The sequence below is a fragment of the Hymenobacter cavernae genome, from assembly GCF_014641455.1.
GTDB lineage: Bacteria > Bacteroidota > Bacteroidia > Cytophagales > Hymenobacteraceae > Hymenobacter > Hymenobacter cavernae.
This window is the reverse complement of sequence record NZ_BMHT01000004.1, coordinates 604,466-618,832: the sequence shown is the minus strand read 5'-3', so window position 1 is coordinate 618,832 and position 14,367 is coordinate 604,466. Positions and strand designations below refer to the sequence as shown.

The window sequence follows — 14,367 nt, the reverse complement described above, 5'->3', positions numbered from 1 at the left end:
CTGTTGGCTGCTAGCTGTTGGCTTTTGGATGATGAGTTGGTTTTTTAGCTGGTAGCTGCTGGCTGTTAGCTCTTGTTTGAGAAAAGCTACCAGCTAACAGCCAGCAGCTACCAGCTAAAAAAAACCTACTTGTTCGGAATAACAGGCTCTTCGTGCTTCACGTAGCCTTCGCCTTCGTGTGTATCCTGTTTATTAGCAGCATCTTCGTGGTCGGGTGCCCATTGCGTGTGGAACACGCCTTCGTGGCCGATCAGCTCGTAAGTATGTGCCCCGAAGTAGTCGCGCTGGGCCTGGATGAGATTGGACGGCATCCGGCCGGTGCGCAGGGCCTCAAAGTAGCTGAGCGAAGCCGCATAGGCCGGCGTAGCGAGGCCAGCCGCCACCGTTTGGGCGAGCAGCGCCCGGGTTCCCACCACCGACTCCTGAATCTGCTTCTGCACTTCAGCGTCGAGCAGCAGGTGGGCTAGGTCGGGCTGGTGCTTGAAGGCGTTGTAGATATCGTTCAGGAACTTCGAGCGGATGATGCATCCTCCCCGCCAGATCTTGGCAATTTCGGCTAGGTTCAACTCGTACTTATACTCCACCGAAGCGTTGGCCAGCATGTGCATGCCTTGGGCATAGCTGATGATCATGCTGAAGTAGAACGCCTGCTCCAGCTGTTCCAGCACCTGCTCTTTGTTGGCGGAACCTAGGTTTGGGCGCGGACCGTACAGGCCTTCCATTTGCACGCGCAGCGCCTTGTACTTCGACATGTCGCGCATCGAGACGGCCGTGTCGACGGTACCTAGGGGCGTTTGCAGGTCCATGGCCACTTGCGAGGTCCATTTGCCGGTGCCTTTGGCGCGGGCCTCGTCCTTGATGTCGTCGAGCAGCAGGTGGTCGGTGTTGGGCGCTATGAAGGCAAAAATATCCTTGGTGATATCAACCAGAAAAGATTGCAGCCGGCCTTCGTTCCACTTCGTGAACAGCTGCTGGATGGCCTGGTTGTCCATACCCAGGCCGTTCTTCAGAATGTCGTAGGTTTCGGCCAGCAGCTGCATGATGCCGTACTCGATGCCGTTGTGCACCATCTTCACGAAGTGCCCCGAAGCGCCTGGCCCGATGTATGTTACGCACGGCTCACCGTCCACTTTGGCTGCTACGGCTTCCAGCACGGGCTTCATCTTCTGATACGCTTCTTTGTCGCCGCCGGGCATCATGCTGGGGCCGAAGCGGGCGCCTTCTTCCCCACCTGAAATGCCCATGCCGAAGAAGTGAAAGCCTTTGGCTTCCAGCTCGGCGTCGCGGCGGGTGGTGTCCAGGAAGTACGAGTTGCCGCCGTCGATAATCATGTCGCCTTTGTCGAGCAGCGGCGTCAGCTCGTCAATTACACTATCCACGATTTTGCCGGCGGGCACCAGCATCATAATGGCGCGCGGCGTTTCGAGGCTGGCAATGAAATCGGAGAGGTTGGTGAAACCTTCGACGGGCTTGCCTTGCCCTTCTTTGCCGAGCAGGTCAATCTTGCTGGCATCTTTATCATAGCCGGCCACGGCAAAATTGTGGTCGGCCATGTTCAACAGCAGGTTGCGGCCCATGGTGCCCAGGCCAATCATGCCGAACGCGTACTTAGTTGGCGTTTCGCTCATTAGTGATATGGTTTTCGTGTTAAACTTTCTTGTCAGGGAAGGAAAGTAGGTGACCTGAAGCGTGCATGAACGTGCGTCGGGCCGCGCCCCGGCTTTCGTGTACGGAATCTGGCGCGGCCGGATGTTGCCAGGCCGCAATCAGCCTCTAGGCTGTAGGCGCTTTCTGGCAGCTAAGCCCTTTTGGCCGCTCTGCGCCAGGCTTAACAAATAACCGATAGGTTAGGCTTTTGTCGGCGGCGCCAAGCTAGGTTTTTTCAGGTAGCTAAGCACTATCCTTCTGCTTTAGATTAGCACCGCAGGACCTCACAAGGCAATTACACCTAGGTACAATCTCATTTTCAGCGCCTTTTCGCCGCCGCCGTAAAGCACACCAGCAGACCTAGGTTGGCAGACCGCGCCGCCTGTTATCCGCATTTTTACGGATGTTATAAGGTTTAAATACGTATTTACCCGCAATTAAACGGGCATCCGTAACCTTGCCTGTGCCGATGACAGTACTCCTTAGTTCCAAAGTGGAGTTTTTCGGCATGTAGAGTCCCTGAGATTCTCGTACGAAGCGCCTCGCTACAGACTCAAGTTCCCCACCTCACCACTCCAAACCAAGAAGCTATGCTAGCAATGGAATACCGCGGCCCGAAACGGGTTCGTGCCAGCCAGAAACCAATGCCCGAAATCAAGCATCCGCAGGATGCCATTGTACGGGTTACCCGCAGCTGCATCTGCGGCTCCGACCTGCACTTATATAACGGCAACGTGCCCGATACGCGCGTGGGCATGACCTTCGGGCACGAGTTCACGGGCGTTGTCGTGGAAGTCGGCCCGGACGTGACCAAGGTAAAAGTTGGCGACCATGTGCTGGTTCCTTTCAACGTAGCCTGCGGCGAATGCCACTTCTGTAAGCAGGGCATGTTTGGTAACTGCCACGAATCGAACACACAAGCCAGTGCTGTAGGCGGCATCTTTGGCTATTCGCACACTGCTGGCGGCTACAATGGCGGCCAGGCAGAATATGCCCGCGTACCATACGCCAACGTCGGCCCAACGGTAATCCCGGAAGGCATGGACCCCGATGATGCCGTGCTGCTAACCGACGTAGTTCCAACGGGTTATCAAGCTGCCGAAATGGCCGGCATTCAGCCCGGCGACACGGTGGTGGTGTTCGGTGCGGGTCCGGTGGGCATTATGGCGGCGCGGTGCTGCTGGCTGTTTGGCGCCGGCCGCGTCATTATTATTGATAAGGAAGACTATCGCCTCGAATTCGCGAAAAACTACGCCAACTGCGAAGCCTACAACTTCGAGAAGGACATGGACGACCCGGTGGTGTTCATCAAGAAAATCACCGACTTTATGGGTGCCGACTGCGTGATTGATGCCGTAGGTGCGGAAGCCGCCGGCAACGCCATGCAGACCATTACCGGCCGCAAACTATTGATTCAGGCCGGCTCGACCACGGCGCTGCACTGGGCTATCAACTCAGTGAAGAAAGGCGGCGTGGTGTCGATTGTAGGCGTGTATGGCCCCACGGATAACCTCGTACCAATCGGCAACGTGCTGAACAAAGGCCTGACCATCAGGGCTAACCAAGCGTCGGTGAAGCGTCTGCTACCTAGGTTGATTGACCACGTACAGAACGGCATCATCAACCCGAAAGCCCTGATTACGCACCGCATTCCGCTGGAAGACGTGGCCGACGGCTACCGCATGTTCTCGGCCAAGCTGAACAACTGCATCAAGCCCATCCTGATTTCCCCATCCGCTAACATCTAACGCCCACTGACCATGGAAAATACCGTGATAGATCCTCAGAAACTGCCGGGTTGGGGCATCGATGCAAACCCCGAGAACGACCCTACCTACCCCATGCGCGAGCCGCGCCTGAACGTAACGCAGGACCCCAACAGCAAACAGCGCCCTTCGCAGCAACCAGTTGACATTGAGCTGCTAAAGTCTATTGAGCGCGACCACATATCCTCGGTTTTCGGCGAGTCGTCGCCGCCGAGTGGGCTGAGCGGCATGATCCGGCGCTACGCCTTCAAATACAGCGAGTCGCACTACGGGCACTGGCTGCCGCTGCTGCTCGCCGACCGCGTGAACGTGGTGGAAGGCGTGCTCAGTGACTTGGTGCACGGCAAAGTGCCCAACATCTTCGCCGAGAAAGGCTACCCTGTAGAGTGGAAATACAACCGCACGGCTTTCGTAGTTAAAATGGCAACCATTGCCGCTGTGACCACCGGTGCCGTCCTGCTGCTCACGTCCAAAGACAAGGATAAGTCCAGCAAAAAAGACAAGTACCGGTCGAGAGGCGGCCGCCCCTCGCACTTCCCGTACGAGTAGTCTTTGCTAACGCCGACAGCAACGCCCAACAGAACCTAGGTTTTGTTGGGCGTTGCTTTTTAGCTATTAGCTGCTGGCTGTTAGCTGTCAGCTGTTTTGAGCACGAGTGAACAGCCAATAGCTAACAGCTAAAAAGCCAACCGCCTAATGCGCGTGCTTTACGTAAATTGCCACGGCTATTGCGTCTGCGCCGGTTTTACGGCTCAGTGTTGTAGCAACCTTCTTTCAAAAACCGCTTCCACACGCTGGAAGCCTATATTATAAGCTTATGTTTGACATGATGGGGATGATGGGCAAAGTGAAAGAGCTTCAGGAGAAAATGAAGCAGGCCCAGAGTGAGATGCAATATATTACGGCTACGGCCGAGTCGGGAGGCGGGCTGGTGAAGGCTACGGCCAACGGCGAGCGGCGCCTGCTGAAGCTGGAAATCGACGAGTCGCTGCTCACGGACCGTGACATGCTAGCTGACCTCGTGGTAGCGGCCGTAAACAAAGCCATTGAGGACGCCGGCGAACAAGCCCGCGAGGCGTTGAAAAGCAAAACCGCCGGCCTCATGCCCAACCTGCCCGGCCTCGACCTAGGCAACTTTGGCCTCTAGCGCGCAAGCGGTGGACTGCACCGATGTTGCCATTGTCATTATGAATTGGAACGGCCAGGAGCTGCTGCGGCAGTTCCTGCCTTCCGTGCTGGCTTACGCCGACGGTGCCCGCGTTATCGTCGCCGACAACGCTTCTACCGATGACTCGGTGGGGGTGCTGCGCCGCGAGTTTCCAGCCGTCGAGCTGATTCAGCACGCCAGCAACCTAGGTTTTTGCGAAGGCTACAACCAGGCACTGCGCCAGATAGCGGCCGACTACTATGTGCTGCTCAACTCCGACGTAGCCGTGACGCCTGGCTGGCTGCGACCGATTCGCGCCCTTTTCGCGGAGCGCCCAAAGCTAGCTGCTTGCCAGCCCAAAATCCGGGCTTACGCTGCGCAAACGCAGTTTGAGTACGCCGGCGCGGGCGGCGGCTACCTCGATAAGCTAGGGTACCCGTTCTGCCGCGGCCGCCTCTTCGATACGCTCGAAACCGACACTGGTCAGTACGACGATGCGCGACCCGTGGCCTGGGCCACCGGCGCCTGCATGGTGGTGCGCGCCGCGGCCTGGCACGCCATGAGCGGCTTAGAGAAGGAGTTTTTTGCCCACATGGAAGAAATTGACCTGTGCTGGCGCCTTTGGAATGCGGGCTACGAGGTCTGGTATCACGGCGGCAGCACGGTGTACCACGTTGGGGGCGGGACGCTGCACAAGTCGAACCCGCGCAAAACCTACCTGAACTTCCGCAATGGGCTAGCTTTGGTATACAAAAACCTGCCGCAGGCGGAGCTAGGTAGCGTACTGATTACCCGCGTGTTACTGGATTGGGTGGCCGCGGTGCGTTTTCTGACCCAAGGCGCTACGGCAGATGCGCGGGCCATTCTGCGCGCCCACCGCGACTTTCTGAAAAACCGGTCGTATTGGAAGCGCCGCCGCCAGGAAACCCAACCTAGGTTGCGCCTGGCGGAGCGGCCCGGCACGTATCAGGGTAGCCTCGTGTGGGCGTACTTTGTGCAGGGCAAGCGCACGTTCACGGACCTAGGTATTCAGCCAGGCCCGGAGCAAAAAAGCTATCAGCTAACAGCCACCAGCTAGCAGCTGTTACAAATCCCAGACAGTGCTGCGCTGCCGGCGCATGGCGCGGCGCACGTTCAGCCAGAACGCCAGCGCGAAGTACAGCACCACCGGCGAGCCAAACGTAAAAAAAGAGGCGTAAATAAAAGATAGCCGTACGCTGCTAGTGGAGAAACCCAACCGGTTTCCCAGAGCGTTGCAGACTCCAAAACTCTGCTTCTCAATGAAATCAGTTATACGTTTCATAATTTCTCCTTTCTAGTCAATTAGCTCAGCTAAAGCACCTTAAAATAACGCCAAACCGAGCAGCTTACAAGCACATCCGCAGAAAATCAACGTAATTTCCCCGCAGAAGCCGCAGCTTTGCGTTTGTTATCCCGATATTCTGCGCCGCATTCCGCCCGTATTTCCCTTATGAAAAGTGTTTTGTGCCGGTTGCCGTTCGCGCTGGTTTTGCTAGCTACAAGTACGCTTACCAGTTGTACGTTGCCTCGTATGCTGAAGGTTGCGGAAGGCGGCCGTCAGGTCAGCGTACAGCCCTCGGTGCTGGATAGCAACGGCGAAAACGTGCTGTTTGAAGTCACGGCGCGCGTGCCCGTCAAACACTTACAGAGCGGCAAAGCCTATCGGCTCAACCTGCGCTACCGCTACGACAACGGCCTGCGCGAAGATACCGTGGGGCGCATCGCCTTCATCTCCGGCGAGTACGTGTACGACCCCGAGCAGAAGAATCAGCTGGTTATCACCAAGCAATTTTCTTTTCCCTACGTCCCGGTTAAAAACCCCGGCTTGCTCGTGGCCACACCGGAAGTGTACAAGCTAGGTGACGAAAGCACCCGCCGGCGGGCGCCGGAAATCACCCTGGCCCGCGGCATCGTGACGACCGGGCGCCTGGTCGTGCGCCAGGATACGGCCATTCAGATTGTGGCGGGCAGCGTCAGCAACAACATGAGCGGCACCCGCGTGCTGCCGTTTTTCTTCGATGCCGGGCAGGCGGCCATTCGTAACTACCTAGGTACCAACGTGGCAGCGCTGGAAGATTTTATTGATGCCAACCAGCACACGGAAAAGGTGATGGTGATAGCCGGCCACTCGCCCGACTCGCTCGACATGCGCGACCCGCGCCTGGCCGACAAGCGCGTGCAGACCCTGCTGCGCTACTACAAAAAGCGCGTCGACAACTACTCGTACCAGAACTCGGTCCGCAGCATCAAGTTTGAAACGGTAGCCTATCACCGCCGCTGGGATCTGTTTCTGAACAAGGTGCAGGCTTCTGCTCTGAAGCCCGAGCAAGTTGATTCGGTGCTCTACATCATCAACGACACGCCGGGGAGCTTTGCCGAGAAAGAGCGGCGCCTGCACACCCTCTCCTTCTACGATTACCTGGAGCAGTACATCTACCCCGTGATGCGCTTTGGCACGGTGGCCGTGCGGTACACCGCGCCCAAGCGCTATGATTCCGAGATTTATCTGCTCTCCAAGAAGATCGTTGAGAAGCAGATGGAAGCCGATGCCCTCACGCCGGAGGAGCTGCGCTACTCGGCCCAGCTCACGCCGCTACTAGCCGAAAAGCAGCGCATCTACGAAACCTCGGTGGCCACGACCGGCCGCTGGGAGGCGTACTACAACCTAGGAGTCGTGTTGCAGCTGCGCTCCGAAAAGGAGGTGAACCCGAAAGTAGAACGGGCCTACCTGCGCCGCGCCGCCACCAACTTCATCCTGGCCGCGCACCGCAACCCTACCGCCGCCGTGTTCTACCGCGCCGCCAGCGCCTACCACCGCGCTGGCGACCGGCTCGAAGCCCTCCAGAGCTACGACTACGCCATCAAGCTAGGTGGCTCGCGCCCGATGCTCTACAAAGTATTCGCCGATAAAGCCGCTCTGGAAATTGAAATCGGCCAGCTAGATGATGCGCTCGGCAGCCTCAGCTACAGCAACAAAACCTACCAGAACCTGATGAATCGGGCGCTGGTCCACCTGCTGAAAGGTGACCACGGCGGCGCCACGGTGCTCTACTACGAAGCCTCTTTACTGAAGCCCAACGATGCACTGGCTTATTATTGCCAAGCCGTGGTAGCAGCCCGCGCCAAAAACGAAACGGTGCTAGGTCAGCAACTCCGCCACGCCGTGCAGCTAGATAGGGGCTACGCTAATCGCGCCGTGGAGGACCTGGAGTTTCAGGATTATGCGCGTAGCAAGACGTTTTTGGAGGCGCTGCGGTAGGGTGAAGTTTCTGAATTACTTTGTATGAATTAGGAATTCCTTCCTCCATTCATAGCTATAGTCGCTACGTAATTATGAGTAACAATAATATCTTTCTTGTAATTGGTATAGCGATTAAATATAATATCATAAACAGGTTCATTCCTAACGAACTTAGCTAGCTCTAATCCTATCCAAAATATTAACTCATTAACTATTCTCAGTAACTTAATTGTATAACCTAAATTAGTTAATCTTTTGAATTCGTTACCAATGAACGGCTCCATCCACTTATTCTTAAAAATAGTCTGATCGGCGTGAGCTATATGGCTTGCGTGTTTGTAATAGTGGTCTAATAACACTAGAGGTACAAAAACACCTCCCTTCAAGCTGTCAGCCAAATACTTACTTAGCTCACTGTAAGACCACTTAGCTTTGACTTGTTGTCTATACTTCCGGTTTGACCAACTCTCCTTTTGCTTCAGAGCTTCTTCTTCCTCTAAAGTCAGGATCAGCTTAGAATAAGGATCTAATTCGTTATTGATTTTTGCCTCTACTAACACTTTGTACTTGTCGGATGATCTTAACCTTTCTATATCACCTAGGATAATATAGTACTCTTTCACGCGCTCTTTATATTCATCATCAGTTTCTGCAGTGATGATGTACAGGAGTTTCATAAAGCCTTCCAGCATCGATCTAAACAATATCTCAGCATCTTCAATGCTTCCTTGCTTGGTGAGTTGGTTAACTCTAATTGCTCTGCTGATAATAAAATCAATTAGAGGTCCTAGCTTAAAATACACCTCACTGTCACACATCATATCATATATAGTCCCTTGTGACTCCTTGAACTCAGATACAGCACGTTTAATTACTTCTTTTTTTAGCTGCGAAATTTCAGAGGCATTCATAGAGAGTATTTATACCAGTAATGAAGCAAGATACTCAATGTGCGAAACCAGATGACTCCAACTCCGACAGATTTATAATCCGGCTGTTGGGAGCTGGAAATTTGTAATCCCTTGTGGCGCAGCCACACAGGTCACCTGCACGTCTTCTCAATAGCTAGCCTAGGTAGCACCGCTCCAGCCAACGTAGCGGACTGCAAGTCCGCCCCTCCTGACGGCCGGATTATAAATCCGGCCGAGCGGTTCCTCTATAAATACTGTCGGCCGAAGGCTATGATGCTGTCTACTACCGGTAGAGCTTGCTGGCCGCTGGCGGTTAGCTCGTACTCCACGCGAGGCCGAATTTCAGGATAGGCGTACTTCCCTAGCTCGGCCGGATTTATAATCCGGCTGTAGCGAGTTGGGGATTTGTAATCCCCTGTGGCGCAGCCACACACCTCATTAAGCCAACTCCTGCCGGATCAACTTGACTGAATTTGTAGCGGGAAACAAGGCTAGCCTGGTATCTTTAGCGCAACGTACGGTAAACACCCCGCCAACACGGTTGCCTATAAACGGCGAAACCCCGAACGTTGGCCCGTTCGGGGTTTCAGAAGATTGGGTGCTGATACACCCTAACTTCTAACGGAAATGGAAAAAAGGGCTCGTACGGACTCGGATGAACTGTACTTCGAGTGCAGATTCCGGGTAACCAGCGTCTTCCTTGTGAAGGTGCTGGGAGCAATTGGAGGGGCTAGTGGCGCTGTCTACTTAGCCGCTCAATTGTTCAAGTAGTGGGTAGCCGGTGGCCCGTGTGGCTGCCGGCTATTTTTGTAAGTACATTACACTTACAAAGGTGGAAAGGTTAAGATAATTATTCAAAAACTTGACAATAAAAGTTTAAGGCTATTTAAAAATCACCAAAGCTCTTTGAGAACGTCAGGCGGAGCTGATCGAAGCATCTCTATCGCTTCGTTGCAGACGTCAGAAGTTACCATAGCGCGTGAGATTTCTCCCGTTGGTCGAAATGACGTTCTAACGAAGCGGTAGAGATGCTTCGATCAGCTCCGCCTGACGTTCTGCCTGGCTAATTTGCCCATCCGCGCCAAGCGTTGTAGCTTTACGGGCCGGTTTGCCACCGGCTTTTCTTCTTTCTGAGTTTATCGATTTCTCTGTCAACCAATACCTATGCGGACCATCCAATTCCGGGAAGCCTTGCGTGAAGCCTTATCCGAAGAAATGCGGCGCGACGAGCGCATCTTCCTGATGGGCGAAGAAGTGGCTGAGTACAACGGCGCCTACAAAGTAAGCCAGGGCATGCTCGACGAGTTCGGCCCGGAGCGCGTGCTTGACACGCCCATCGCAGAGCTAGGTTTCGCTGGCATCGGCGTAGGAGCTGCCATGAACGGCCTGATTCCGGTCATTGAGTTCATGACGTTCAACTTCTCGCTGGTTGCTATCGACCAGGTAATCAACGCCGCCGCGAAGATCTACTCGATGTCGGGCGGACAGTACTCCTGCCCCATCGTGTTCCGCGGACCAACCGGCAACGCGGGCATGCTGTCGTCGCAGCACTCCCAAAACTTCGAGAACTGGTACGCGAACTGCCCCGGTTTGAAAGTAGTCGTTCCTTCTAACCCCTACGACGCCAAAGGCCTGCTGAAAAGCGCCATTCGCGACCCCGATCCGGTGATCTTCATGGAGTCGGAGCTGATGTACGGCGACAAAGGCGAGGTGCCGGAAGAAGAGTACCTGCTGGAAATCGGCAAAGCCAACATAGTGCGCCAGGGTAAAGACGTAACGCTGGTGAGCTTTGGCAAAATGATGAAAGTGGTGTATGCCGCCGCCGACGAGCTTGCCAAAGAAGGCATCGAAGCCGAAGTAATCGACCTGCGCTCGGTACGCCCCATCGACTACGACACGCTGGTAGAATCGGTGAAGAAAACCAACCGCATGGTGATTGTGGAGGAAGCTTGGCCGCTGGCCAGCATCAGCTCCGAGCTGGGCTACATCATTCAGCGCCGCGCCTTCGACTACCTCGACGCGCCCGTAGAGCGCATCACCTGCGCCGACGTACCGCTGCCCTACGCGCCTACCCTCATCGAAGCGTCGCTGCCCAACGTGGCCCGCACGGTGAAGGCGGTGAAAGGTGTTCTGTACCAGAAAGCCTAACCTAGCTTCTCTATAGCTTTATAACACAGAAAGAGCCGCCCATAACAAGGGCGGCTCTTTCTGTTTGTGCTGATCTTGATCTGAGAGTGATACGATTAGGCCATACAGAAACCTAGGTCTTTCGCCACAGCGCACATCGGCTTTATTTAGCCAGAGCCGGATCTATTACGCCGGCGTTAAACTCGGTATTCAGCTTTTTGTACAGCGGAGTCGGCTCAACCGTCACAAACAGCTCCATTGTCGGACCGATAATCAGCTCCAGCAGGTGCCCTCCGTGCACGAGGCCGTCGGGGGTAGCTAGGTTGACGTGCGAATGTGCTACCGGCTTGCCATTGAACACGGCAATGTCGCCGGTCATGGTGGTTACCTCCGCGGGCTCGGCAATGGGTATGACTTTGAACATCTTACGGTCATAATCATACACGCCTACTTTGGCCGATGTGGCATCGCCGATAGCCTGGTAGTGGGCGCTCTTTACATTATATTTTTGGGCAAACTCCGTTAAGCCCGATACCACTTCGTCACCCTTGGCAAAAACCAGGACGTAGGTTTTGGTTTGCCCACCAGTACTCAGCAGCTTTACTTTTAACCCCGGTGCCTTCCCCAGCTCAACAGGTTTCGACGGTACTGGTGCTACATACTCTTGCGCCTGAGCGCTTAAGCTAAGGTTGGCTACTAGCAAGGCCGTAGCGGCGAGATGTTTGAAGTGGCTGGCTTTCATGAGGTTTATAGCTTGTAGACTACCGGAACATACATGAAACGAACAAGCTAGCTTGCGGAAGGTTAATTGCGCCCTAGTAAGTTGATTTCTCGTATCTAGCGCTGAGCTTTCCTTCTCTCCCACCCAATTCGCTCTGCTTATGAATCACCGTTTGCACATTCGCTTCGAGCAGCTTGAACGAGCTACTACGCAGCTGCTTCAGATGGCCGCAGCACTCGGCGACAAAGACCACCAATCGCCAGGGCCTGAGCAGTGGTCGGCGGCGCAGGTGGTGCAGCATTTAGTGCTGGCGGAAACGGGTATTGAGCAGTATCTGGAGAAAAAGGTACAGCAGGAGGAAGGCCACGCGCCAGCTGGTGTAGGAGCTTTTCTGCGCTCTGGCTTGCTCCGGATGTTGCTGCGCGTGCCTTTTCTGCGCTTCAAATCACCGAAGCGCTTAGCGCAACTGATGCCAGCCGAAGCGCCGCCGCTCAGCCAGTTGCAAAGCGAATGGGAAAGTGTACGCCGGCGACTCGAACGCCTGCTTAATGAGTTTCCGTCGAAGCTGCTGAGTCGGGCTATTTTCCGGCACCCACGCTCCGGTATGCTCAACATTTATCAAACCCTTGACTTCATGATCGACCACGTGCTGCACCACCAGCGGCAAGTGGAGCGCATCACGCGTGCGGTGAGACAGTGAGGTGGTGAACTGGTGAGATAGTGAACTGGTGAGGTGGTGACTTTGATGTTCTATGTGCACAATCAAGAACATTAAACTCACTACCTCACCAGTTCACTATCTCACCAGTTCACTGCTTCACAATGTCCGCGTAGGTTTCGTGGTGGGGCAGCTGACGCATCACTTCCACCAGTTCGGCTGGAGGAATAGTTAGCTTGCGCAGCCGCAAATTCATCCAGGCACCATCAACGGTAATGATAGCCGCGGGACGCCCGTCGGCTTTATAAATCGTGTGGACGATGCGCCAGCGCGAGCCATCTTCGTTCAGGCCTGCTAGCTCAGCTGTTACCCGGATCATTTCGCTCAGACCTACCTCCTTCAGAAAGCGCGTATCCTCCCGAAATAGAATAGGGCCGATAGCTAGCTTAGCGAACGTGTGCATGGCAAAGCCGTGGTCGGCTAGGTACTCCAGGCGCAACTGCGCGGCGTAATCGGTGTAGGCGGAGTGGCGCATGTGCACGTTCGGGTCCATGTCGGCCCACCGTGCGGTATAGGTTTTCTCGTAAGCTTGCATTCAGAAAAAGACGGTGAGGGGATTGTAATAGCTACTAGTCAACAGCTAGGTAGATGGCTGTTGCTTACGTGTAAACCATGTACTGTTTTATACTTTTTTATTACTTAGAACTGACTCCGGAATGCTTAAATAATGCTCAAAACAGCCTTAGCCAGGCTCTGCGGCCATAATTAGAGCACCTAAGCTGGTGGCAAATGGGACTGCAGTTTACGAAAACGGCGTCGTGTTTTGCAACTTGGCGGTTCTTAGCTAAGCATTCGTCATGAATCCAAACCTGCACCATCTCGTCACCATTGCGCAGAAGCCGGAACGGCGCATCATCGGCCTGATGTCGGGCACTTCGCTTGATGGGCTGGATGTGGCGCTATGCCGCTTCATGGGCAGCGGCACTGCCACAAAGGTGCAAGTGGAGCAGTTTGCGACGGTGCCGTATACTGAAGAAGTTAAAGCCGAAATCCGGCGCGTATTTGCCAAATCGCAAATCGACTTCGAGCAGCTTTGCCTGCTTAATCCCTGGATTGGCTTGTTGCACGCGGATATGGTGCTGGCCTGCCTGCGCGACTGGCACCTAGCCCCTGCTGAAGTGGATTGTATTGCCAGCCACGGCCAAACGGTGTTTCACGCCCCCCAGCGCCAACACGGCCGCCCCGATTTCCCGAATGCCACGCTGCAAATCGGCGACGGCGACCATCTAGCTGTACGTACTGGCATCCTGACGATCAGCGACTTCCGGCAGAAGCACGCCGCTGCGGGTGGCGAAGGCGCGCCGTTGGCAGCTTACGGCGACTACCTGCTGTTGTCGCAAGCTGGTGAGGACCGGATTTTGCTGAACCTGGGTGGCATTGCCAACTTCACCTACCTGCCCGGCTCACTCGATACAGCTAAAGTTTTTGCCACAGATGTAGGCCCCGGCAACACGTTGCTCGACGCCTTCACCCGGCAATTCTTTCCCAAACAGAGCTTCGACACCAACGGCGACCTGGCTGCGCAGGGCCGCGTGCACGAAGCGCTGCTCGCGGCCTTGCTCGCTCATCCTTTCTTTGCTGCTGATTTTCCTAAAACCACGGGGCCGGAGCTGTTCAGTAAGGCGTATGTAACCGCCGCCCAACAGCGCGCCCAAGCCACCGACCTCTCCCCTTTCGACTTGCTTGCCACGCTCACGCAGTTCAGCGCCGAAGGTATCATTCGGGCCGTAGAGCGCTGCACGGTGGTTCCTACGGCTGCGAACCTAGGTATTTACGCCAGCGGCGGCGGCACTTACAATAGCTTGGTGATGAACACACTACGCAAGCGTTTACCAAATTTCACGTTCCGCACCACCGCCGACCTAGGTATCAACCCCGATGCGAAAGAAGCGGTGTTGTTTGCCACGCTGGCGAATGAATGCCTGGTCGGGAACCCGGCCGCTGAACCCAGCCAGCCGGGCAGCCCCGCCGTGTCGATGGGTAAAATCTCGTTCGCGTTTTAGGGTAGAAACCCTTTGTCATTCCGAGCAGCGCGAGGAATCTGGGTTAAATACCTCGGTACCCAACT

14 protein-coding genes are annotated in these 14,367 nt (G+C 55.1%); 8 read left to right on the top strand and 6 right to left on the bottom strand.

Annotation, left to right across the window (positions count from 1 at the left end):
• Positions 1–125: 125 nt before the first annotated feature.
• Complete coding sequence (gnd, locus tag IEX74_RS13535) at positions 126–1,628, bottom strand: NADP-dependent phosphogluconate dehydrogenase (RefSeq protein ID WP_188814509.1); 1,503 nt, start codon at positions 1,626–1,628, stop codon at positions 126–128.
• Between the two features lie 609 nt (positions 1,629–2,237).
• Here gnd and IEX74_RS13530 point away from each other — a divergent pair.
• The 4 genes from IEX74_RS13530 to IEX74_RS13515 all read left to right on the top strand — a co-directional run bounded on the left by IEX74_RS13530 (position 2,238) and on the right by IEX74_RS13515 (position 5,638).
• Complete coding sequence (locus IEX74_RS13530; RefSeq protein WP_188814508.1) at positions 2,238–3,395, top strand: zinc-dependent alcohol dehydrogenase; 1,158 nt, start codon at positions 2,238–2,240, stop codon at positions 3,393–3,395.
• Between the two features lie 12 nt (positions 3,396–3,407).
• Positions 3,408–3,962: a hypothetical protein gene (locus tag IEX74_RS13525; protein WP_229755282.1), complete on the top strand. Its 555-nt coding sequence runs from the start codon at positions 3,408–3,410 to the stop codon at positions 3,960–3,962.
• A 268-nt stretch (positions 3,963–4,230) separates the two neighbouring features.
• Entirely contained in the window at positions 4,231–4,560 is a 330-nt protein-coding gene (locus tag IEX74_RS13520; RefSeq protein ID WP_188814507.1) for a YbaB/EbfC family nucleoid-associated protein, read from the top strand.
• 10 nt (positions 4,561–4,570) lie between these two features.
• Entirely contained in the window at positions 4,571–5,638 is a 1,068-nt protein-coding gene (locus IEX74_RS13515; protein WP_308421124.1) for a glycosyltransferase family 2 protein, read from the top strand.
• Positions 5,639–5,644: 6 nt separating this feature from the next.
• Here the strand turns inward: IEX74_RS13515 and IEX74_RS13510 are convergent, their stop codons facing one another.
• A complete protein-coding gene (locus IEX74_RS13510) occupies positions 5,645–5,863 on the bottom strand; it encodes a PspC domain-containing protein (protein ID WP_188814505.1) in 219 nt (72 codons plus the stop codon).
• A gap of 249 nt (positions 5,864–6,112) precedes the next feature.
• Here IEX74_RS13510 and IEX74_RS13505 point away from each other — a divergent pair, with 249 nt between their 5' ends.
• Positions 6,113–7,840, top strand: coding sequence for a tetratricopeptide repeat protein (locus IEX74_RS13505; protein ID WP_188814504.1), 1,728 nt, complete (start codon positions 6,113–6,115; stop codon positions 7,838–7,840).
• A 29-nt stretch (positions 7,841–7,869) separates the two neighbouring features.
• On the opposite strand, the gene IEX74_RS13500 is transcribed toward IEX74_RS13505, so the two are convergent.
• Together IEX74_RS13500 and IEX74_RS23505 are read right to left on the bottom strand one after the other, a co-directional pair.
• Complete coding sequence (locus IEX74_RS13500; protein WP_188814503.1) at positions 7,870–8,733, bottom strand: DUF5677 domain-containing protein; 864 nt, start codon at positions 8,731–8,733, stop codon at positions 7,870–7,872.
• A 245-nt stretch (positions 8,734–8,978) separates the two neighbouring features.
• Positions 8,979–9,167 (bottom strand): winged helix-turn-helix transcriptional regulator, encoded by a 189-nt coding sequence (locus IEX74_RS23505; protein WP_188814502.1) that lies wholly within the window; start codon positions 9,165–9,167, stop codon positions 8,979–8,981.
• A gap of 730 nt (positions 9,168–9,897) precedes the next feature.
• On the opposite strand from IEX74_RS23505, the gene IEX74_RS13490 reads away from it, so the two are divergent.
• On the top strand, positions 9,898–10,881 hold the full coding sequence (locus tag IEX74_RS13490; protein ID WP_188814501.1) for a pyruvate dehydrogenase complex E1 component subunit beta: 984 nt from the start codon (positions 9,898–9,900) through the stop codon (positions 10,879–10,881).
• Positions 10,882–11,023: 142 nt separating this feature from the next.
• Here IEX74_RS13490 and IEX74_RS13485 read toward each other — a convergent pair whose 3' ends face one another.
• Positions 11,024–11,602, bottom strand: coding sequence for a PPC domain-containing DNA-binding protein (locus IEX74_RS13485; RefSeq protein ID WP_188814500.1), 579 nt, complete (start codon positions 11,600–11,602; stop codon positions 11,024–11,026).
• Between the two features lie 139 nt (positions 11,603–11,741).
• Between IEX74_RS13485 and IEX74_RS13480 the strand changes: the two genes are divergently transcribed.
• Positions 11,742–12,281: a DinB family protein gene (locus IEX74_RS13480; RefSeq protein WP_188814499.1), complete on the top strand. Its 540-nt coding sequence runs from the start codon at positions 11,742–11,744 to the stop codon at positions 12,279–12,281.
• A 109-nt stretch (positions 12,282–12,390) separates the two neighbouring features.
• On the opposite strand, the gene IEX74_RS13475 is transcribed toward IEX74_RS13480, so the two are convergent.
• Entirely contained in the window at positions 12,391–12,834 is a 444-nt protein-coding gene (locus tag IEX74_RS13475) for an acyl-CoA thioesterase (RefSeq protein WP_188814498.1), read from the bottom strand.
• Between the two features lie 262 nt (positions 12,835–13,096).
• Between IEX74_RS13475 and IEX74_RS13470 the strand changes: the two genes are divergently transcribed.
• Entirely contained in the window at positions 13,097–14,302 is a 1,206-nt protein-coding gene (locus IEX74_RS13470) for an anhydro-N-acetylmuramic acid kinase (RefSeq protein ID WP_188814497.1), read from the top strand.
• Positions 14,303–14,367 lie beyond the last annotated feature (65 nt).